The sequence below is a fragment of the Mycobacterium cookii genome, assembly GCF_010727945.1.
Lineage (GTDB): Bacteria > Actinomycetota > Actinomycetes > Mycobacteriales > Mycobacteriaceae > Mycobacterium > Mycobacterium cookii.
On sequence record NZ_AP022569.1, the window covers coordinates 3,691,210 to 3,710,353 of the forward strand.

22 protein-coding genes and 1 pseudogene are annotated in these 19,144 nt (G+C 67.2%); 17 read left to right on the forward strand and 6 right to left on the reverse strand.

Annotated features, from left to right (window positions below):
• The first annotated feature begins 19 nt into the window (after positions 1-19).
• Positions 20-1,372 (forward strand): FAD-binding oxidoreductase, encoded by a 1,353-nt coding sequence (locus tag G6N27_RS17445; RefSeq protein ID WP_276044610.1) that lies wholly within the window; start codon positions 20-22, stop codon positions 1,370-1,372.
• On the opposite strand, the gene G6N27_RS17450 is transcribed toward G6N27_RS17445, so the two are convergent.
• Positions 1,369-1,905 (reverse strand): TetR/AcrR family transcriptional regulator, encoded by a 537-nt coding sequence (locus tag G6N27_RS17450; RefSeq protein ID WP_163778215.1) that lies wholly within the window; start codon positions 1,903-1,905, stop codon positions 1,369-1,371. The genes G6N27_RS17445 and G6N27_RS17450 overlap by 4 nt on opposite strands.
• Positions 1,906-2,050: 145 nt before the next feature.
• Between G6N27_RS17450 and G6N27_RS17455 the strand changes: the two genes are divergently transcribed.
• Entirely contained in the window at positions 2,051-2,668 is a 618-nt protein-coding gene (locus G6N27_RS17455) for an SDR family NAD(P)-dependent oxidoreductase (RefSeq protein ID WP_163778218.1), read from the forward strand.
• Positions 2,669-2,722: 54 nt separating this feature from the next.
• Here G6N27_RS17455 and G6N27_RS17460 read toward each other — a convergent pair whose 3' ends face one another.
• The 3 genes from G6N27_RS17460 to G6N27_RS17470 are packed head-to-tail and all read right to left on the reverse strand — an operon-like array spanning position 2,723 to position 4,840.
• Positions 2,723-3,538, reverse strand: coding sequence for a thioesterase family protein (locus G6N27_RS17460; protein ID WP_163778221.1), 816 nt, complete (start codon positions 3,536-3,538; stop codon positions 2,723-2,725).
• The gene (locus G6N27_RS17465; protein WP_163781948.1) at positions 3,535-4,359 is read right to left on the reverse strand and encodes an SMP-30/gluconolactonase/LRE family protein; all 825 of its coding nucleotides are present in this window, start codon (positions 4,357-4,359) and stop codon (positions 3,535-3,537) included. The genes G6N27_RS17460 and G6N27_RS17465 overlap by 4 nt, the downstream gene beginning before the upstream one ends.
• On the reverse strand, positions 4,352-4,840 hold the full coding sequence (locus tag G6N27_RS17470; RefSeq protein WP_163778225.1) for an SRPBCC family protein: 489 nt from the start codon (positions 4,838-4,840) through the stop codon (positions 4,352-4,354). Before G6N27_RS17470 ends, G6N27_RS17465 begins: the two co-directional genes overlap by 8 nt.
• Before the next feature lie 127 nt (positions 4,841-4,967).
• Between G6N27_RS17470 and G6N27_RS17475 the strand changes: the two genes are divergently transcribed.
• From G6N27_RS17475 to G6N27_RS17485, 3 genes are read left to right on the forward strand one after another with little or no spacing between them, the layout of a single operon-like run.
• Positions 4,968-5,888, forward strand: coding sequence for an LLM class F420-dependent oxidoreductase (locus G6N27_RS17475; RefSeq protein WP_163778228.1), 921 nt, complete (start codon positions 4,968-4,970; stop codon positions 5,886-5,888).
• A gap of 47 nt (positions 5,889-5,935) precedes the next feature.
• Positions 5,936-6,817 carry an acyl-CoA thioesterase gene (locus G6N27_RS17480; protein WP_163778230.1) on the forward strand — a complete coding sequence of 294 codons (882 nt, stop codon included), beginning with the start codon at positions 5,936-5,938 and terminating at the stop codon, positions 6,815-6,817.
• A 5-nt stretch (positions 6,818-6,822) separates the two neighbouring features.
• Complete coding sequence (locus G6N27_RS17485; protein WP_163778233.1) at positions 6,823-8,007, forward strand: acyl-CoA dehydrogenase family protein; 1,185 nt, start codon at positions 6,823-6,825, stop codon at positions 8,005-8,007.
• On the opposite strand, the gene G6N27_RS17490 is transcribed toward G6N27_RS17485, so the two are convergent.
• A complete protein-coding gene (locus G6N27_RS17490; protein ID WP_163778236.1) occupies positions 7,986-8,669 on the reverse strand; it encodes a DUF427 domain-containing protein in 684 nt (227 codons plus the stop codon). The genes G6N27_RS17485 and G6N27_RS17490 overlap by 22 nt on opposite strands.
• 46 nt (positions 8,670-8,715) lie before the next feature.
• Between G6N27_RS17490 and G6N27_RS17495 the strand changes: the two genes are divergently transcribed.
• The 12 genes and pseudogenes from G6N27_RS17495 (at position 8,716) to G6N27_RS17550 (ending at position 18,381) form a co-directional block, all read left to right on the forward strand.
• The gene (locus tag G6N27_RS17495; RefSeq protein ID WP_163778239.1) at positions 8,716-9,885 is read left to right on the forward strand and encodes a CaiB/BaiF CoA transferase family protein; all 1,170 of its coding nucleotides are present in this window, start codon (positions 8,716-8,718) and stop codon (positions 9,883-9,885) included.
• An 83-nt stretch (positions 9,886-9,968) separates the two neighbouring features.
• Positions 9,969-10,529, forward strand: coding sequence for a hypothetical protein (locus G6N27_RS17500; protein WP_163778242.1), 561 nt, complete (start codon positions 9,969-9,971; stop codon positions 10,527-10,529).
• The gene (locus tag G6N27_RS17505) at positions 10,529-11,233 is read left to right on the forward strand and encodes an NIPSNAP family protein (RefSeq protein WP_163778245.1); all 705 of its coding nucleotides are present in this window, start codon (positions 10,529-10,531) and stop codon (positions 11,231-11,233) included. Before G6N27_RS17500 ends, G6N27_RS17505 begins: the two co-directional genes overlap by 1 nt.
• A complete protein-coding gene (locus G6N27_RS17510; RefSeq protein WP_163778248.1) occupies positions 11,230-12,444 on the forward strand; it encodes a cytochrome P450 in 1,215 nt (404 codons plus the stop codon). The genes G6N27_RS17505 and G6N27_RS17510 overlap by 4 nt, the downstream gene beginning before the upstream one ends.
• A gap of 1 nt (position 12,445) precedes the next feature.
• Entirely contained in the window at positions 12,446-13,414 is a 969-nt protein-coding gene (locus G6N27_RS17515; RefSeq protein WP_163778251.1) for a zinc-binding dehydrogenase, read from the forward strand.
• Positions 13,411-14,166, forward strand: a complete 756-nt coding sequence (locus G6N27_RS17520; protein WP_163778253.1) for an HpcH/HpaI aldolase family protein — start codon at positions 13,411-13,413, stop codon at positions 14,164-14,166. Before G6N27_RS17515 ends, G6N27_RS17520 begins: the two co-directional genes overlap by 4 nt.
• Positions 14,163-14,888 (forward strand): SDR family NAD(P)-dependent oxidoreductase, encoded by a 726-nt coding sequence (locus G6N27_RS17525; protein ID WP_163778257.1) that lies wholly within the window; start codon positions 14,163-14,165, stop codon positions 14,886-14,888. Before G6N27_RS17520 ends, G6N27_RS17525 begins: the two co-directional genes overlap by 4 nt.
• Positions 14,889-14,892: 4 nt before the next feature.
• Positions 14,893-15,165 (forward strand): annotated as a pseudogene (locus G6N27_RS17530) (NAD(P)/FAD-dependent oxidoreductase); the annotation flags it as partial.
• Entirely contained in the window at positions 15,162-16,103 is a 942-nt protein-coding gene (locus G6N27_RS17535; RefSeq protein WP_163778261.1) for an alpha/beta hydrolase, read from the forward strand. The pseudogene G6N27_RS17530 and the gene G6N27_RS17535, both read left to right, overlap by 4 nt.
• 33 nt (positions 16,104-16,136) lie before the next feature.
• On the forward strand, positions 16,137-17,444 hold the full coding sequence (locus G6N27_RS17540; protein ID WP_163778264.1) for a hydroxyacid-oxoacid transhydrogenase: 1,308 nt from the start codon (positions 16,137-16,139) through the stop codon (positions 17,442-17,444).
• 10 nt (positions 17,445-17,454) lie between these two features.
• A complete protein-coding gene (locus tag G6N27_RS17545; RefSeq protein WP_163778268.1) occupies positions 17,455-17,919 on the forward strand; it encodes an acyl-CoA thioesterase in 465 nt (154 codons plus the stop codon).
• 21 nt (positions 17,920-17,940) lie between these two features.
• Complete coding sequence (locus tag G6N27_RS17550) at positions 17,941-18,381, forward strand: SRPBCC family protein (RefSeq protein ID WP_163778270.1); 441 nt, start codon at positions 17,941-17,943, stop codon at positions 18,379-18,381.
• Here the strand turns inward: G6N27_RS17550 and G6N27_RS17555 are convergent.
• Positions 18,378-19,067: a GntR family transcriptional regulator gene (locus tag G6N27_RS17555; RefSeq protein ID WP_232064648.1), complete on the reverse strand. Its 690-nt coding sequence runs from the start codon at positions 19,065-19,067 to the stop codon at positions 18,378-18,380. The two genes, G6N27_RS17550 and G6N27_RS17555, sit on opposite strands and share 4 nt — an antisense overlap.
• Positions 19,068-19,144 lie beyond the last annotated feature (77 nt).

The window sequence follows — 19,144 nt, forward strand, 5'->3', positions numbered from 1 at the left end:
GGTGTGGTAGACCGTCGCCATGGTCTCGAGCGTGCTGCAAAAGGTGTCTTCGCTGGTGGGGCCCAGTCACGTGAGCACCGATCCCGACGTGTTGGCCGGCCGTAGCGTCGATCACACCGGCCGTTATCGCGGCCGGGCGAGCGCGCTGGTTCGTCCGGGCTCGGCCGGCGAGGTGGCCGAGGTGCTGAGGCTGTGCCGCGACGCCGGGACCCACGTGACTATCCAGGGCGGCCGGACGTCACTGGTGGCCGGCACCGTCCCCGAACACGACGACATCTTGCTGTCGACCGAAAGACTCTGCGCGATAGGCGAAGTCGACACCATCGAGCGCCGCGTCGAGGCCGGGGCAGGCGCCACCCTGGCCGCGGTGCAGCGCGCCGCCGCCGCGGCCGGCCTGGTGTTCGGCGTCGATCTGGCCGCTCGCGATACCGCGACCGTCGGCGGCATGGCCTCGACCAATGCCGGCGGGTTGCGCACCGTGCGGTACGGCAACATGGGCAACCAGGTCATCGGCCTCGACGTCGCGCTGCCGGACGGGTCGGTGGTACGGCGGCATTCCCGAGTGCGGGCCGACAACACCGGCTACGACCTGCCCGCGCTGTTCGTCGGCGCCGAGGGCACGCTGGGTGTGATCACCGCGCTCGATCTGCGCCTGCATTCCAATCCAGCGCATCGGGTGACCGCGGTGTGCGGGTTCGACGACCTGGGCGCGCTGGTCGACGCCGGTCGGCTGTTCCGCGACCTCGACGGCATTGCCGCCCTTGAGCTGATCGACGGACGGGCCTGCGCGCTGGCCGACGAACATCTTGGCGTGGCGCCGGCGGTACGCGGCGACTGGCTGCTGTTGGTGGAGTTGGCGTCCGACCACGACCAATCCGAACGACTGGCCGACGCACTGGAGGGCGTACGTGCCAGTGGCGAGCCCGCGGTGGGAGTCGACCTGGCTGCCCAACAACGGCTTTGGCGGATACGCGAATCGATCGCCGAGGTGGTCGGCCTGTTCGGGCCGCCGCTGAAATTCGACGTGTCGCTGCCGCTGTCCGTCATCGCCGCGTTCGCCCGCGATGCCGCAGCGTTGATCCAGCGGCACGCGGCCGACGCGATCGCCGTGTTGTTCGGGCATATCGGCGAGGGCAACCTGCATCTGAACGTGCTGCGCTGCAACGACGAACAGGAGCGCGACCTGTATGCGGCGATGATGGACCTGATCGCCGACTCGGGTGGCAATGTCAGCTCCGAGCACGGCGTCGGCAGCCGCAAACGCCGCTATCTCGGCATGTCCCGCGACGACGCCGACATTGCCGCGATGCGCACGCTGAAGACGGCGTTCGACCCGACCGGCTACCTCAATGCCGCGGTGCTGTTCGACTAGTCGGCACCCTTGATGCCCACCGCGTGACGTAGTTGGGCCAGAAATTGCTCCGCATCGTCGCTGCGAATCATGTAGTGCGAGAACGCCACTCGAATAGCCGTCGCCGCCTTGACTGCGGCGTTGGGGCCGGGTATCAGCCGCTGCAGGCCATCGCGCATCTGCGGGATCACATTCGAGAACTGGCTGATGACATGCTCGGGTTCGATATCGACCATGCGGACACCGGTATAGGAATGCTGATAGTCGACGATGAAGCGCAACGCCGCGTCGAGCTTGTCGGCCCCTTTGAGTCCGGCGGTCGCCCGGCCCAGCCCGCTTTCGAAGGTCTGGCGTTCGTACTTGGAGAACGCCGAGAGCAGGTCCTCTTTCGAAGCGAACCAGCGATACAGGGTCGGTCTCGACACCCCGGCCTGAACAGCGACGTCGGACAAGCTCAGCTTGCGTTTGCCGTTGCGGCCGAGGACCTCGGCGGTGGCAGCGAGGATCCGCAACTGCGTCGAGGTGTCGCCCTCGATCGTCGACGTCTGGTCCATACCCGTAACTTTACAAAATTAGCCCGAAGTGTCACGCTGTTTTCGTGCCACTGCCATGTTCCCTGGCCAGGGTCTTTTCGGCCCCACCCGAGGTAGTTGACCACCAGAGCTTAGCCGGGCAGGCCCAGGTTGACGGGCGTCTGCCGTGAGCCACGCCAGGGCGGTGGTCATCACCGAGGCATCGTCGCCCGTCGCACTGGCGACTGCGGCACGGTTCGCCGCAGGTGGCGATCTGGTGTTGGTGGGTAGCCGGCGGACTCATGTGTGCGAGGAGTTCGCCGCCCGCCTGCAAACCCGTGGCGCCGAGGTCTTCGCCGCCCACTTGGACCTTGCCGACTTGGCCTCCGTTGACCGCTTCGTCGAGACCGCCGATTACCTGGTCGGGATCCCCGACGTTCTGGTGAGTGCGGCGGGTTTGGCCGATGGTTCGTGGGTGGGCGCGCAACACCTTGTCGCACAACTCGTTCAACCGATGATCGACAACCGGCACGGCGATGTGGTGTTGCTCAGCCCTGAACTGGTGGGCGCGTCACCGCCCGGCGGGCATCGGATGCTCGACGCGTGGGCACGCGGCCTGGACGCCGAATTCATCGGGACCGGCATGCGAGCCTCGATCGTGCGATCGACCGGGCTGGTGCCGGCAGACGACGTCAGCTGTCTGATCGCCTCGGTGATCAACTCGGCGGAGCGGACGCACATGCGTGTCGTCGACATCATCCCGCCGGTGCCGATGAGCTCGAAGTCAACGTCGAGATCGACGTAAGCGTGGGACCGACCCGTAAAACCACGCGCTAGCGTCGATTTCGAGATCAACCGGTCACTTGCCGGGCCGTCGTCGCACCAATACCGACTGCTGAATGCTGCCCACCGCCCCGGTCTCGTCGAACAGCGTGCCCACCGTGGTGCCGATGCCGTCCGGCCCGTAGTTCGTCTCGGCGCGGATGCCGACCCACTCGCCGTCGGGAATCCGGTGCACGTGCACGACGAGGTCGTTGTTCAGGAACGTCCACTTGGTGATGTCGATCTTGGAGCCGATGCCGTTGGCGCAGTCGGCGACCGCGAACAGCCGCTCCAGCGGGGTCATCGTCTCGCCGTCGACCAGGTTTGTCGTCGGCTTGATCCACGACTCGCCGGGCCCCTCGCTGAGCGGCTCGGTCAACCAGCGCCAGTCCAGGCTGTGCACGTAGTTGCGGTCGAAGTTCTTGGCGAGATCGCGGCTGTGGGCCTCATTGAGGGGACGCGGCAGCGGCGCCGCGGCGTGCAGCAGCTCGGCGGTGTCGAGCATCTGCAGTCGCCACCCGGTGGCCCGCGCCGTCGGACGGGGCTGACCGTCGGGGCCCAGGGCCAGCGTCTCGGCGGTGAGCAACTCGATCTGCTTGCCGGGGCGCTCGACCTTCGAGCTGACCCACATGTCGCCGTCGGCGGGCACTGGGCCAAGCAGGTCGATGGCGACCCGGCTCAACCGGGTGTCGTCGCGGGCGGCGCAGCGTTCCAGTGCGCGGACCAACAACGCCGACACCGGTGCCGCGTGCTGAATAGCCGCCGTCCACGTGCTCCTGACCAAGTCTGTGGCACAGAACTTTTCGCCGATCGGATCGGCGGCGTCGATCAGTTCGTAGTAGGAGTCGGTCACGGCAGGCCGGCACCGGGAGTGTCCACGATCACCGCGTCAACCCGCGACAGCCGGGTGCCCACCAGCCGCTGGGGATAGGCGTCGGTGCTCGACACCATGAACAGCGTGCGGCCCGCGGGTCCGCCGAGCATGCAGGCGATCGCGACGCGATCGCCGATATCGATGCGATGGGTCACGTCACCGCCCGGTTCAATGCGTTCGAACTGATGAGCCAGCGTCATCGCCGTCCACACCCCGCCTGCGGCGTCGAGGCAGATGCCGTCCGGCGGCCCGTCCAAGCCGTCGGCGAAGACCCGTCGATCGGACAGGTCACCGTTCACGCCGATGCTGAACGCGGTAAGACGCCGGCCGATCGACTCGGCGACGATCAGCGTCCGGTTGTCGGGCGTGATCGCCATACCGTTGGGGAAGTCCAGATCCCGTGCCACCACATGTGCGGAGTTGTCCGGGTCGACGCGCACGATCACGCCGCCCTGGCGGGCTTGCGATCCGATGTACGCACGCCCGGAGTCGTCGATGACCATGTCACCGAGGTCGGCCGGCACCAGGTCGCTCACATCGGCGACGACATCGACGGTCTCGCCGTCGTAGCGCAAGATCTGGCGGCGTTCGGTGGACACGATCAGCAACGAGCCGTCCGGCCGGAATCCAAGGCCGGACGGAGCATGCCCGGGCATCGGCAAGGTGGTCATCGCCCCGCCCATGGTGACGGTGTGCACGGCCTCGCCGAGCATGTCGGAGAACCACAGCAGACCCTCGAACCAGCGCGGGCCCTCGCCGAAGCAGAAGCCCGTCGCCAGCGGCGTCAGCCCGTCAACCATTGCCGTCATCGAGTGCATCCAATTCTCGTGCGATCGCCGCGTGATACGCGTCGATCTTGGCGGGGTTGACCTGCTGAAACAAGGCGTCGGGCAGCGGCGCGTGCTGGTAGGCCTCGATCGTCATCGTGCGAGTGAACAGCGTGACGTCGTGACCCGGCCGGGTGAGGTGGTACTGCACCGTGATCCGGCCCGCCATGCCGCCGTTGCCGTCGCGGTCATGGCCAAGTGCCCCAACGGAATTGAACATCCACAGCTTGGGCCGCATGGCGATCGCCAGCTGCCAGGTGAAAATCCGGTCGCCGTCGGGTCCGGACTCTTCCCAGATGTCGCCGACCTGAAGCGGGAGCGCATCGGGAAGGTTGGTGATGTGCGCGCTACCCGGATACGTCTTCGTCCAGTTCGCCGGGTTGGTGACGAAGTCGTAGATGGCCTCGGGCGCTCGGGCGAAGGTCGTCTCCGAGCTGGTGGTCACGATACCCAACTGCGTCGCTCCTTCGCGGCGGCAAATCGAACCGGCCGGTCACCCGGCCGGCTTTACAGATTATCGTACAAATGTCACGCGGTAGTTTGCAGGGACTTCGTCGGCGCTCAGCTAAGGAGAACGGCAGATGCATTTCACCATCACCCACCCGATGCACAGCCATCCCTACAACCCGGAATTGGTCACCGGCGAGGGCATCGCCACGGTGGCCGCGGCCGCCGAAGCGGCCGGTATCCACGGCTTCGGCTTCACCGATCACCCGGCGCCGTCCCAGCGCTGGCTCGAGGCCGGCGGGCACGACGCCCTGGACCCGTTCGTCGCGATGGGCTATGCCGCCGCGCACACCACCACACTGCGGCTGATACCGAACATCGTGGTGCTGCCGTACCGAAATCCCTTTGTGGTCGCCAAATCTGGCGCCACGCTCGATCTGTTGTCCGGCGGCAGATTCACGCTCGCGGTCGGGGTCGGCTACCTCAAGCGCGAATTCGCCGCACTCGGCGTCGACTTCGAGGAGCGCGCCGCACTGTTCGACGAGGCACTCGACGCCATCCGGGCGATCTGGACCTCAGATGACGTCACTTTCGAGGGCGCCCACTTCAGCGCACGCGGGATCACCGCGCATCCACGTCCGGTCAGCGATCCGCATCCGCCAATCTGGATCGGCGGCAACACCGGGGCCGCCCGCGGCCGGGTCGCTGAGAAGGGCGATGGCTGGTGCCCCTTCGCCGCGCCGCCCCAATTGGCCCAGACCGCGCGCACCGCGGCGATGGATTCCATCGAGGCCCTCGCCGAGGGCATTGACGACCTGCGTCGCCGACTAGACAAAGCCGGCCGGGACCCATCGACGATCGACATCGTCTTCGGCAACTTCGACGGCGGCAGTCCCGCCGACGACGACTTCAACGCCGACGCCTACCTGACCGGGCTGGAACGGCTAGCCAAGCTGGGCGTGAACTGGGTGCAGGTCGGGTTGCCGGGCGACAGCCTGGCGCACGCACTGGAAGTCATCGACCGGTTTAAGACGCTGGTGATCGACGTCGCATGACGAGCGCAAGGCTTTACAAGATTTAGTGAGAATGTCATTCTCGCTAGGTGACAACGGAATCTGAGCAGACGCACTGGTCGGTCGCCGGCCTGCTGGACTTGTTCGACGCGCGACCGGACGGCGAGAACCATTTCGTCGCCGACACCGGGATCGCCGCCGAAGACGAACGTCAGGTGGTGGAGGGCACCCAGGTGCTCGCGCAGGTCATCGTCGCAGTGGCCAAGCGGTTCCCGGAGAAGTCGGTCCGCTCCGCGCACGCGGTGTTCGCCCGCGCCGTCCTGGTCGGCCCGCCCGTCGAGTTCGACATCGACGTCGTGGCCGAAGGACGCTCGACGGCGACCGCGTTGGTGAGCGTGACGCAGAACGGCCGCCGCGCCATCACCGTCACCACGCTGCTGGACGTGCCGTCCCACGACGTCATCCGCCACCACCTGCCTCGCCCCGAGGTGACCGCGCCGGCCGACGCCAACGACGGGGGCATGCCGATGGCCGGCCGCGAACTGCGGCTGGTCGACGTGGTCGATGTGAACAGCCCCGACGAGGTCGGTCCGCCGGAGCTGTACGCCTGGCTGCACTACGACCCGATCCCGGCCCGCGACGATCTGGCCAAGGCCTTGATCGCGTATTTCACCGGCCACCTTGGTATTTCGACGACGATGCGCGCCCATGAGGGTATCGGTACCGCCCAGTCGCACCTGACGGTGTCGACCGCGCCGATGACGGTGTCGGTCAGCTTCCACGAGCCGGTGACGTGGACGGGCTGGCTGCTCTACACGCACGAGAGCACCCAGGTGGGTGCGGGCATGTCGTACGTCCGCGGCGCGGTGCACACCGAGGAGGGCGAGCTGATCGCGTCGTTCGCTCAGGACGCGTTGATCCGCCCGCTGCGCACCACCGACAACGCGATCAAAACCGAAGCGCGGCTGTAACACTCGTGGACTTCGCCAGCGTTGAGCTCTCCCCGGAAGACGCGGAATTCCGCGACGAACTGCGGGCGTTCCTGGCCGACATCGTCACCGATGAGGTCCGTCGCCGCGACCGCGAAACGGGGGAGAACTTCGACGAAGGCGTGCATCTGGCGCTGGGGGCCAAAGGGTATCTGGCCTCGGACTGGCACGACGAATCCGACGGCGGCTTCAGCGCTTTGCGCCGACGCATCTGGGATCTGGAGATCGGCCGGGCCCACACGCCGTGGTTCCACTGGGGCACCACCGCCGTGGTGGCGAAGATGATGCGCGACTTCGGCCCATCCGAACTCACCGACGAGGTGCTGCCGGGCGTACTGTCCGGCGAGACCAGGCTGTGCCTGGGCTACACCGAACCGGAGGGTGGCTCGGATGTGGCGACGTGCAAAACCCGCGCGGTCCGCGACGGCGACGGCTGGATCATTAACGGCTCCAAGATGTTCACGTCCAACGCGCATAACGCCAGGTACGTCTTCCTGCTGACCAACACCGACCCGGACGCACCGAAACACAAGAACCTGACCATGTTCCTGGTCCCACTGGACACGCCCGGCGTCGACATCCAACCCATTCGCACCATCGACGGCGACCGCACCAACATCGTCTTCTACAGCGACGTGCGGGTCGACGACCGGTACCGCATCGGTGCGGTCAACGGCGGCTGGGGAGTGCTGCGCGGTGCGCTCGACGAGGAGCACGGCACCGCCGAAAAAGAAGACGACGGCCTGCAACGGGTCGCGGTGATGAGTGAGCATCTGACGCTGATGGCCGAGGCGATCGACGCGATCGCGGAGTTGGTCACTCGACCCGGCGCCGACGGCCGTCGCCTGGTCGACGACACGTCGGTGGCATATCGGTTGGGCCGCAGCGTCGCTCGCACCGAGGCGGCGCTGAGTACGCCGGGGATGTTCGGCCGGGTGGCCAACGCGCAGACCATGCGCGACGTCGCGCCGGACCTGATGGACCTGCTGGGCAGCGCGTCGGCGCTGCCCATCGACACGACCGGGGCGGCCGATGACGGTGGGGCGGAGTACATCTTCCGGCTCGCCTCGCCGGTCGGAATCTACGGCGGCACCCTCGAGGTGTTCCGCAACATGATTGCCCAGCATGCGCTCAGGCTGGGCCGGCCGGCCTACTCGCCGCCGAAGTCCTGAGGCCTGGGCAGTTCCGCGAAGACGTCGGCGCGGCCGTCGTCGAAACTGAAGAAGCCGCGGATCGGCGCGCTCTCCGGCAGCGGATCGAGGTAGCTCCACGCGACGTCGTCGATCTCGGCCGTCGACCAGTACGTCGCCGGGCCCTTGTAGTTGCAATAGCTCGACGTATTCGATTGGCGCAGAACGTCGGTCCGCACGTGAGCCGGATCGACATAGAGGCGTGGCTTGAGCGCTGTCTCGAACACGATCACGGTGTCGTCGGTGTCCACCAACGTGATTCCGGCCGCCGTCACACGAAGACGCCGTCGGGTGGGTCGACAGTCGACGCGGTGGTACGGATTGGGCGGATAGTGCACCAGCGTGCGTCCCTCTTCGACCCACGCGTCGACGGCATCCCACGGCACCTGCACGTATCCCGGCGCCTCGGCAACCGGCTCGCCAGGTAGGTCGGCCACCTCTTCGGCGCGAAAGGCGAAGCTGAGTGGGCGATCTGGCCGGTGCACCAAAAGCGCCCGCTCGGTGTCGATCACGGTGTGCTCGTCTTTGATCGCCTGCACGCGGCGGGGATGCGGCTCGACATAGACCACGCCCGAGGGCACCTCCGGCGAGAACCATCCGGCGGGAGCACTGCTAAGCGGCCCGTGTCCGGTGACCATGCTCATGGATCCAGAGGGTACGCCGACGAAAGAGCGTGGCATGGTGTGTGGCATGGCCGGACCGATGGAGGGCGTCAACGTCGTCGAGCTCGGGGTCTGGGTGGCCGGACCCGCGACCGGCGGCATCCTCGCCGACTGGGGCGCGGACGTCATCAAGATCGAACCGCCGACCGGCGACCCGGCGCGGATGTTCGGCCGCATGCTCGGGCTCGACGTCGACGTCAGCCCGCCGTTCGAGATGGACAACCGGTCCAAGCGCAGCGTCGTCCTCGACCTGACGACCGAGGATGGCCGCGACACCGCACTCGAATTGATCAGCAGCGCTGACGTTTTCATCACCAACGTCCGGCCCGGGGCATTGCGGCGACTCGGGCTCGACTACGAGTCGCTGGCCCCGGACCACCCCCGGCTGGTCTACGGGCTGATCACCGGCTACGGCGAAACCGGGCCGGACGCCGACCGGGCCGCCTACGACGTCGCCGCGTTCTGGGCCCGGAGCGGGTTGGCGCACCTGCTGACCCGGCCCGGTGAGACTCCGCCGTTCCAGCGCGGCGGGATGGGTGACCACTCCACGGGCATGACGTTGGCCGCAGCGGTCTGCGCGGCGCTGGTGGCCCGGGCCCGCACCGGATCCGGTCAGCTGGTCAGCACGTCGCTGTATCGCCAGGGCGCCTACGTCGTGAGTTTTGACCTGAACACCTACCTGATGTCGGGTCAGCTGATCGCGATCGGGCAACGCGAGAAAATGTTCAACCCGTGCATGAACAACTACGCCGCCGGCGACGGGCGGCGGTTCTGGATCGTCGGGCTGGAGGTCGACCGGCACTGGCCGCCGCTGTGCCGCGCCGTGGGCAAGGTCGAGTGGCTGGACGACCCGCGGTTCATCGATGCCCGGTCGCGGGCCGTCAACGCGGTCGAGTTGATCGGCGAACTGGATCAGATCTTCGTCACCAAGCCACTCGACGAGTGGGCGGAGATCTTCGCGGGCGAGCCGGACTTCTTCTGGTCGCCGGTGAACACGATCGAGGACGTCATCGCTGACGAGCAGTTCCACGCCGCCGGCGGAATCGTCGACGTGCCGGACGGGCCGGCCAGCCTGCCGATGGTCGCGACGCCGGCGGACTTCCACGGCACACCCTGGGCGCCGCGCTCGCCTGCGCCGCAACTCGGTCAGCACACCGATGACGTTCTCGCCGAGCTCACGGCGCGACGCCAGTCTTGACTCAATCGAAACTTTACAGATTGACGTAGAAGTGTCACGCTGGGTCGGCCGGGTCATTGACGACGATCTGCTGAAGGGACGCGATGGAGACCTTCGACGTGGACTACGAAAAACGGCGACCGCGCGCATCCGGTGGATCGGTCAAATATCGGCTCGACGTGATCGCCTCCAGCTCCGCCGACGTGGTCGGCTCCGTCGGTGGTTGGCTCTACGATCGGGTCCGGGCCGGCTGGGATGTCAACGTGCTGTTGCCGCGGGGTTGTGACAGCCGGCCACTACAGATCCTCGGTATGCGGGCCGTCGACCTCGACGCGCAGACCCCGCTGGCGGACACCGATCACCCGATCCGCGGTCTGGCGGTCAGCGCGGACATGTACGCCGCCGACGCGCGGATCAAGCAGGCGGTGCTCTGCGCGCTGGATCGCTGGATGACCGAAGTCACACTCTGGCACGACGATTGGCCGCTGGTCGTCGGGCACCGGACGACCCGGGTGCAGCACGTGCTGAGCGGTGCCGCGCGTGCGTTCAAACGCCACGCGCTGGCCGCGGCCGGCATTCCTGGAATCGTCGGCCCGACCGAGGCGCTGCTCAGCGACATGAAAGCCTCGCTGCCGGTTGATTCCGAGCTGATCCCGGTCGGTTGATGCGGAAGTACCACAGCCACACGCTGCTCTACCTGCACGAGACGATCGCGCTGGGGAAGGGATCCAGCGACCGGTTCACCGAGATGTTCGTCGACATCTACCAGCCCATGATGACCGAGTTGGGTGCGCGACTGTTCGCGCTGTGGGAGACGACGCCCTACAACGGGCATTGGCCGCAGGTGACTGTCATCTGGGAGATCGACGCGTTCGCCGACTACGCCCGCATCGGCGCGGCGCAGAACCGTGGCGGGAGCCACCAGGCGGCCGCCGTCAAATGGTCGGCGTTCCTGTCCGATATCGGGGCATCGGGTGAGGGCCGGATCATGTACCCCGGACCGAGTAACAAGACGCTGGCGCAGCTGAGCGAGGCGAATTTCAGTGCAGCCGTGGTGATTCAGGAAATCATGCAGACCAAGCCTGGCCGTCAGGACGACTACATCCGGGAATTGGAACGTCTGTACGTGCCGTGGTCAGAGAGCACCGGCAAGCACTGGCTGGGTTCGTTCACCACCACCTTTCGTTACAACGAGGTCATCCATTACTGGGCCCTCGAGGGCGGATGGGAGTGCTTCGCCGAGCACTACCCGTCGTGGAAGGACAGCCCGCCGGCCGAGATCGTCACCTGGATGAGCGTGGCGCCGGCGCTGCGTGACGGCTGGGAAGACTCGATCCTGCAGGCACTTCCACCGTCACCGCTGCAATGACCGACTTCGCTTACGATCCGTTCGACCCGGCAGTGATGGCCGACCCGCTGCCGTATTACCGAGTCCTGCGTGAGCGGCACCCGGTCTACTACCTGCCGAAGTGGGACACCTTCGCGTTGTCGCGATTCGACGACATCTGGAATGTGTTGGCGGTCAACGACGGAACGTTCGTGGCCTCGGAGGGCACGTTGCCGGCTGCGACGGTGCTGGCTCACCACAACGACGGCCCGGTGGCAGATCCGCCGTTGAAACCGTTGCCGTTCCACGCGAACTTCGACGCGCCGATCTACGACGGTGTCCGCAAGGCGCACAGTCAGCCGTTTCGGCCGAAGGCGGCCGCGGGCTGGGAAGCCCGGATCCGCGAGCTGGCCAACGAGCGGCTCGACGAATTGCTGCCGCGCGGCACGTTCGACCTCACTCAGGAATACGGCGGGATCGTCGCCGCGTCGGTGGTCTGCGAATTACTCGGCGTTCCAGTTGATTTCGCGGTAGATGTACTGGCGGCGGTCAATGCGGGCAGCCTCGCCGAACCCGGCAGCGGAGTCGATACCGCGCAGGCCCGACCGAACTACCTCGAACACCTCATCCCCGCGGTCCGGCGGCGACGGGCCGATGCAGGCGCGGGAGCGCTGCCGGTGGTGGACGGCCTGCTCGGCTACCGACTGCCCGACGGCAGAGCGCTCGACGACGTCGAAGTCGCCACCCAGATGCTGTGCGTGTTCATCGGCGGCACCGAAACGGTGCCCAAGGTCGTCGCGCACGGACTGTGGGAACTGCTGCGGCATCCCGCCCAACTGGCCGCGGTGCGCGACGACCCGACGGCCAACGTCCCCGTCGCCCGCGAGGAGATGATCCGGTACTGCGCGCCGGCGCAGTGGTTCGCCCGGACCGCGCGTAAGCCGTTCACGATCCACGACACCACGATCGAACCCGGCCAGCGAATCATCACGCTGCTCGCGTCGGCCAACCGCGACGAGCGCGAATACCCGCAACCCGACGAGTTCATCTGGAACCGGACCATCGCCCGTTCGTTGGCGTTCGGACGCGGACAACACTTCTGCCTCGGCTATCACCTGGCCCGCCTGGAAATCTCGATCCTGGTGGCCGAATGGCTGCGGCGCGTGCAGGACTACCGCATCATCGACGAAGCGGCATTGCGGCCGCCGTCCAGCTTCCAGTGGGGCTGGAGCAGTCTGCCCGTGGAGGTGTGACGTGTGGTCCTATCGGATCGTCGCGCCCTACCAATTCGAATGCACCTCGATCGCCGACAAAACAGCGGACGATCTGAGTGACGGGCAGGTGTTGTTGCGCTTCCTGGCCGCCGGCGTATGCGGCAGCGACATGCCAGCTTTTCGCGGCGTGCGCGGCGTGCTGCCCGGCGACAACGGCCGCAGCGGCGCAGAGAAAGACGGCTTCCCGGTTCACGAAGTCGTCGGAGAAGTGATCGCCAGCCGCCATCCCCAGCATCAAGCCGGCGACCGCGTGGTGGGATGGGCGTCGGGCTTCGACGGCCTGATGGAGCGCGTGGTCACCGACGGAAACCAGGTCGCACCATACGATCCGGCACTGAACCCCGCCGAGGCCGTCGGACTGCAACCGCTGGCCTGCGTGCTCTACGCCATCGAACAGTTGCCCGACCTACACGGTCGCCACGTCGGGGTGGTCGGGCAGGGCTCGATCGGGCTGCTGTTCTCGTGTGCCGCGAAAGCGGCTGGCGCCCAACATGTCACCGGCGTCGACCCGGTCGATCGCACCGACATCGCCGAGAAGTTCGGTGTCGACACCGCGGTACGGGCCACCAGCGACCGCTGGGTGAGTCAACTCGCCCGGGCCGACCGGCCGGATGTTGTGATCGAAACCGTCGGTCACCAGGTGGCGACGCTCAACCACGCAATCGAAGCCACCGCGCCCGGCGGGACGGTGTTCTACTTCGGGGTGCCCGACGACGACAGCTATCCGATCAGCATGCGAACCATGCTGCGGCACAACCTGACCCTGAAATCCGGTATCGCCCTGGACCGTCGACGCGTGCTGGACCGGGCCAATGCGTTCGCTGCCGAGCACCCCGGCCTGCTGGCCCGATACCTCACGCACACCTTCGGCGTCGACGACGTCCAGGGGGCATTCGAGCTGGCCAGCCGACCCGTCCCCGGACGGGTGAAGATCGCGATCACGTCATGACGGAAAGTCATCTGCAGCAAGCGCTTTCCCGGGGCGCGCCGGTGTGGGGCGGCTGGATCACCGGGCCGACGGCGATCGGACCCGAGGAGTTCGCCCGGGCCGGCTACGACTACGTCGGCTTCGACGCGCAACACGGATACATCGACGACACCGATATCGCGCGCATGCTGCGGCGCCTCGAGCACGTGCCCATCGGGACGGCCGTGCGACTGCCGTCGGTCGACGCGGCGCCCATCGGGCGGGTGGTCGACGCCGGCGCCGACGCGGTCATCGTCGCAATGATCGAATCCGCCGACGAGGCCGCCGCCGCTGTCGCGGCAACCCGGTACCCGCCGCACGGTGTGCGGAGTTTCGGCCCGCTGCGGGCCAGTCTCGGCGTCGACACGGCCGGCCTGGAATCGCGGGTCAGCGTGTTCGCGATGATCGAAACCGCCGCCGCCCTGGCCGATGTGGACGCGATCTGCGCGGTGCCCGGTCTGGCCGGCGTGTACGTCGGGCCCGCCGACCTGGCGATCTCGATGGGTGTCGACGTCACCAAGGCCAACGACGATCCGGCGGTGCGTGACGCGATCGTCGGGATACACCGTGCCGCAACCGCTGCGGGTATCGTGCCCGCGATCCACGCCGGAAACGGAACCGTCGGACATGCCATGGCAGAAGTGGGTTTTCGGATGATCACGCTGGCGGCGGAATCTCAGGCGCTGCGGCGCGGGGCGGCCGCGGGCCTGCGCGAAGCGAAGGGTGAGCGGTGACCGACCGGGTCGCCCTGGTGACCGGCGCCGCCGGTGGACAGGGCTGGGCGATCGTGCAACGCCTTCGCGCCGAGGGGTTTTCGGTCGCCGCGTCGGATGTCAACGCGGCCGAGCTGCGCGCCGCCGTCGACGGCCTCGGCGACGACACGGTGATCGGCATCCCGCTGGACGTGACGTTGGAATGGGAATGGCAGCAGGCCGTGGCGGCGACCGTCGACCGGTTCGGCTCGTTGACCGCGCTGGTCAACAACGCCGGCCTGCTGCACCGCGCCTCGCTCGACGAAGAGTCGATCGAGGGATTCGAAAAAGCTTGGCGGGTCAACTGTCTGGGCGCATTCCTCGGCATCCAGGCGACACTCGACCAGCTTCGCGCCGCCGACGGCGCCGCTGTCGTCAACACCTGCAGCACCGGAGCGATCCGCCCCTTCCCGCGGCACATCGCCTACGGCTCGGCGAAGTGGGCGCTGCGCGGCCTCACCCAGGTCGCGGCTGCTGAACTCGCCGCCTCGGGCATCCGGGTCAACGCGGTGTTCCCCGGACCGATCGCGACGCCCATGCTGGACGACGACACCCAGGCGCGGCTCGCCGCGACGTCGGCGTTCGGCCGGATCGGGCAGCCGATCGAAGTCGCAGATGCCGTTGCCTTTCTGTTGTCCGATAAGGCGTCGTTCATCACCGGCTCAGAACTCGTCGTCGACGGTGGCCAATGCCTGCAGATCTGACGATCGGCATCATCGGCGCCGGGCCCGGTGGGATCGCGCTGTGAACCCCGCAGCGATGGCGCGTTTCCTGGCCAAGATCGACCAGTGGATGCGGGGCGCCGCGTGGACTACCCAGTGCAGCAACTACTTCCGTGCCGCCAATGGGCGCGTCGTCACACAGTCGCCGCGCAGCGCCCGCGCATTCTGGGGAATGACGCGGCGGTTCAAGGCCTCCGACTTCACCTTCGAACCGGTGCCCGCGGTCCATCCGGGTGTGCTCGATGGGCGACGGCGATGACCGACGGCTTGGATGGTTGGGAGCGGCTCGATCCTGCGCTGCGTCCCGTCGCAACGACACGGACGAATTTCTCGCGGCGTGCGGTCAAGCTCATGCGCGAGCCGTTCAACGACCGCCGCCGCGAAGCGGCCGCACTGATCGACGTGTCCGGCTTGCAGATCGCCGACCATACGGCGCAGGCCGGGGCGGCCCGTGTGCCGGTGCGTGTCTACCGCGGCGGCCAGACAGAGCAGGCGCCGGTGGCGGTGTATTGCCATGCAGGCGGATTCGCGTTGGGAAACCTCGACACCGATCACCGCCAGTGCGTGGAGCTGGCCCGCCGCGGCCGCTGCACGGTCGTGTCCGTCGACTACCGGCTGTCCCCGGAACACCCGTATCCAGCCGCGCTCGACGACGCCACCACCGCGCTGCGATGGGTCGCCGCCAGTGCGACCGAACTCGGCGTCGACCCGGCCCGGATCGCCGTTGCAGGCAGCAGTGCCGGGGCGACCCTGGCGGCGGGCCTGGCGCACGGTAGCGCCGACGGGACACTGCCGGCGGTCGGCTTCCAGCTCTTGCACCAGCCGGTGCTGGACGATCGGGAAACCCCGTCGAAGGCCGAGTTCCGCAGCAGCCCCGCTTTCGACAGCGAAGCAGCGGAACTGATGTGGCGTCACTACCTAGGCCCCGACACCGGATCGGCGGCCGCCGTGCCCGCCCGGCGAGACCGATTGGCCGGTTTGCCAACTACTTTGATCACGTGCGCCGAAATCGATCCCTTTCGCGACGAAGCGGTCGACCATGCGCTTCGGCTGCTTCGCGCCGGGGTTTCCACCGAGCTGCACGTGTTTGCGCGCACCTGCCACGGCTTCGACTCGCTGTTGCCCGAATGGTCGGCGTCGCAGCGGTTGTTCGAGCTGCAGGGTGAGGCGTTGAGCCATATGTGGGACGACACCTAATGCGGGGGAGACGTGCGCTCTACTGTGAGCACTATGGCGTGCTGCGAAGTCCCAATTGCTGCTGAGGATTGCGACGGAGCCTTCACTGTCGACTCGTCGCGGGTCACGTTCGGGCGCGGTTGCCTAGCGGAAGTAGGTGACCGGGCCGGCGCGCTCGGGCTACGGCGGGTGGCGTTGTTCTCCGATGCCGGCGTGGCCAAACTGCCCATCTTCGCGAAAACGCGCGACTCGCTGATCGCGGCCGGAATCGACGTCGTCACCTACACCGACACACACGTGGAACCCACCGACGCGTCTTTTCAAGACGGAGCGCGTTTCGCGCAAGAGGTGGACCCCGATGGCTACGTGTCGCTGGGCGGCGGCTCTGTCATCGACACGTGCAAGGCCGCCAATCTGTACACCACCTATCCCGCCGACTTTCTGACCTACGTCAACGCGCCGATCGGCGAAGGCAAACCCGTACCCGGCCCGCTCAAGCCGCATATCGCGTGCCCGACCACGGCAGGCACCGGCAGCGAGGTCACCGGCATCACGATCTTCGACCTTTTGTCGCGAAAGGCTAAGACCGGAATCGCTTCTCACGCGCTGCGTCCCACCGAGGCGCTCGTCGACCCGGACTGCACCGCGAGCCTGCCGCCCGAGGTCGTCGCATCGGCGGGGCTCGATGTGCTGTCACACGCTCTGGAGTCCTACACCGCGCGGCCCTACGTCCGGCGGCGCGCTCCCGAACGGCCCAGCCTGCGGCCCATGAGTCAGGGCGCTAACCCATGGAGCGATCTGGGCTGCCGCGAGGCGTTGCGTCTGCTGGGGCAGTACTTGGAGCGCGCGGTGCACGACGCTTCCGATAGCGAGGCCCGCGAGCAAATGATGTGGGCGGCAACGCTTGCGGGCATCGCGTTCGGCAACGCGGGCGTTCATGCGCCGCACGGCATGGCCTACGCGGTGGCAGGGCTGGTGCGGGACTTCCGTCCGTCGGGCTACCCGGCCCATGAGCCGCTGGTGCCGCACGGCATGGCCGTCATCCTCAATGCGCCGTCGTCGTTCCGCTACACCGCCGAGGCGAGTCCGGAGCGGCACTTGGAGGGCGCACGACTGCTCGGCGCTGACACGCAAGGCGCCGGCGCGAAGGATGCGGGCGAGGTGCTGGCCAACGAGCTCATCCGCTTCATGCGAGCCGTTGGCATCCCGAACGGCCTCGGGGGCGTGGGCTACAGCGAAGACGACGTGGTCGCGCTGACCGAGGGCGCTCACCCGCAGCAGCGTCTCCTCCAGAACGCTCCGCGTGAGATGAGCAAACCTGTTCTGGCGGACCTGTTTCGGCGCGCGATGCGCTACTGGTAGTCACACATCCATGCCTCCGTTCTCTGCGGTGCCGCCGCACCCCGACGGGCTCACCAGCCACGACTTCCCCGTGCACTGGCCGGTACTGACCAGATGGGCCGACAACGACATGTTCGGCCACCTCAACAACGCGGTCTATTACCAACTTTTCGACACCGCGATCAACGGCTGGATCCAGACCAACGTCACCCTCGACCCGGTGACGGCGACAGCCCAGGGCATCGTCGCCGAATCGGGTTGTCGCTACTACTCCGAACTGCACTTCCCCGAACGGCTCGTCGTCGGTGTGTCGGTGAGCAGGCTCGGCAACAGCAGCGTGACCTATCGGCTCGGCGTCTTCCGCGGTGCCGACGAGCCGCAACCGGTCGCGGCGGTCGGCCATTGGGTCCACGTCTACATCGACCGCACCAGCCGGCGGCCGGTACCGATTCCCGATGCCATCCGGGCGCTGCTGTCGACGGCGTGCGTGAGTTAGCGGACTGGTTATGCTCGCCCAATGCCATTCGTGAGCAAGACCGTTGAGGTTTCCGTCGACGCCGCCTCGATCCTGGCCATCGTCGCCGACTTCGAGGCCTACCCGCAGTGGAACGACGGGGTGAAGGGGCTGTGGGTGCTGGCCCGCTACGACGACGGGCGCCCCAGCCAGTTGCGTCTCGATGCGAAGTACGAGGCGATCGAGGACTCGTTGATCCAGGCCGTCTACTACCCGAACCCCAACCAGATTCAGACCGTGCTGCAACAGGGCAACCTGTTCAAGAAGCAAGAGCAGCTCTTCAGCGTGGTGGACACGGGTGGGTCGTCGCTGCTGACGGTGGACCTGGACGTCGAGCCGTCGCTGCCGATACCGGCGCCGATGGTCAAGCAGTTGGCCAACAACGTCCTGGATTATCTGGCCGACGCCCTGAAGAAGCGCGCCGAGGAACTTCAGGCCGGCTAATCCCAGATGCCGCTGCCGTCCAGCTTTTCGATGAGCCGGCGGGCGCCGTCGAAGAACTGCCAGTTGGTGTGTTCGACAACGGCCGCGGTGTCGCGACGACGCAACGCCGCGACCAGCTCGCGGTGATTTGCGACCGCGGTTGCGCCCCACTCCGGATCGGCGGCGTACACCATCAGCGGCATGTAGCGCGCCGCGTGCAGCAGGAACCACGCCAGCTTGATGCGCCCGGTGGCGTGGTTGAAGGCGCGATGAAACGCGAATTCGCCTGCAGCGATCGCCTCGGTGTCGCCGGCCGCGACCGCGGCGGCCATCCCGTCGGTGATGCGCTCGAGTTCGGCGATCTCGTCGTCGGTGATGTTCTGGGCGGCGGTGGCGGCGAGCTCCTTGGCGATGGTCGCCTGCACCCAGAAGATGTCGTCGATGTCCTGTCGGCTGAGCGGCAAGACGACGTGGCCGCGGTGCGGCTCGAGTTGCACCATGCCTTCACCGCGCAGCTTCAACAGTGCTTCGCGTACCGGGGTCGCGCTGACGCCGAGTTTGGCTGCGGTCTCGTCGAGGCGAATGTAGGTGCCCGGTCGCAGTGCGCCCGACATGATCGAGGCCCGCAAGTGGCCTGCCACCTCGTCGGACAGCTGCGCGCGGCGCAGCGGAAGACGCCTGACCGCGGGTGCGCCCAGGGACGTCACCGGGGTTGTCTTCGTGAGGCCAAGACCATAGTGTGACCCAGACAACACGAAGTTTTATCAAATATCAACTCGGACCA

Excerpts from the sequence above, each read along its gene's own strand:
- G6N27_RS17445 (WP_276044610.1), top strand. The coding sequence starts at position 20 with ATGGTCTCGAGCGTGCTGCAAAAGGTGTCTTCGCTGGTGGGGCCCAGT.
- G6N27_RS17450 (WP_163778215.1), bottom strand. The coding sequence starts at position 1,905 with ATGGACCAGACGTCGACGATCGAGGGCGACACCTCGACGCAGTTGCGG.
- G6N27_RS17465 (WP_163781948.1), bottom strand. The coding sequence starts at position 4,359 with ATGGTTGACGGGCTGACGCCGCTGGCGACGGGCTTCTGCTTCGGCGAG.
- G6N27_RS17475 (WP_163778228.1), top strand. The coding sequence starts at position 4,968 with ATGCATTTCACCATCACCCACCCGATGCACAGCCATCCCTACAACCCG.
- G6N27_RS17490 (WP_163778236.1), bottom strand. The coding sequence starts at position 8,669 with ATGAGCATGGTCACCGGACACGGGCCGCTTAGCAGTGCTCCCGCCGGA.
- G6N27_RS17495 (WP_163778239.1), top strand. The coding sequence starts at position 8,716 with ATGGCCGGACCGATGGAGGGCGTCAACGTCGTCGAGCTCGGGGTCTGG.
- G6N27_RS17500 (WP_163778242.1), top strand. The coding sequence starts at position 9,969 with ATGGAGACCTTCGACGTGGACTACGAAAAACGGCGACCGCGCGCATCC.
- G6N27_RS17505 (WP_163778245.1), top strand. The coding sequence starts at position 10,529 with ATGCGGAAGTACCACAGCCACACGCTGCTCTACCTGCACGAGACGATC.
- G6N27_RS17510 (WP_163778248.1), top strand. The coding sequence starts at position 11,230 with ATGACCGACTTCGCTTACGATCCGTTCGACCCGGCAGTGATGGCCGAC.
- G6N27_RS17520 (WP_163778253.1), top strand. The coding sequence starts at position 13,411 with ATGACGGAAAGTCATCTGCAGCAAGCGCTTTCCCGGGGCGCGCCGGTG.
- G6N27_RS17535 (WP_163778261.1), top strand. The coding sequence starts at position 15,162 with ATGACCGACGGCTTGGATGGTTGGGAGCGGCTCGATCCTGCGCTGCGT.
- G6N27_RS17540 (WP_163778264.1), top strand. The coding sequence starts at position 16,137 with ATGGCGTGCTGCGAAGTCCCAATTGCTGCTGAGGATTGCGACGGAGCC.
- G6N27_RS17545 (WP_163778268.1), top strand. The coding sequence starts at position 17,455 with ATGCCTCCGTTCTCTGCGGTGCCGCCGCACCCCGACGGGCTCACCAGC.
- G6N27_RS17550 (WP_163778270.1), top strand. The coding sequence starts at position 17,941 with ATGCCATTCGTGAGCAAGACCGTTGAGGTTTCCGTCGACGCCGCCTCG.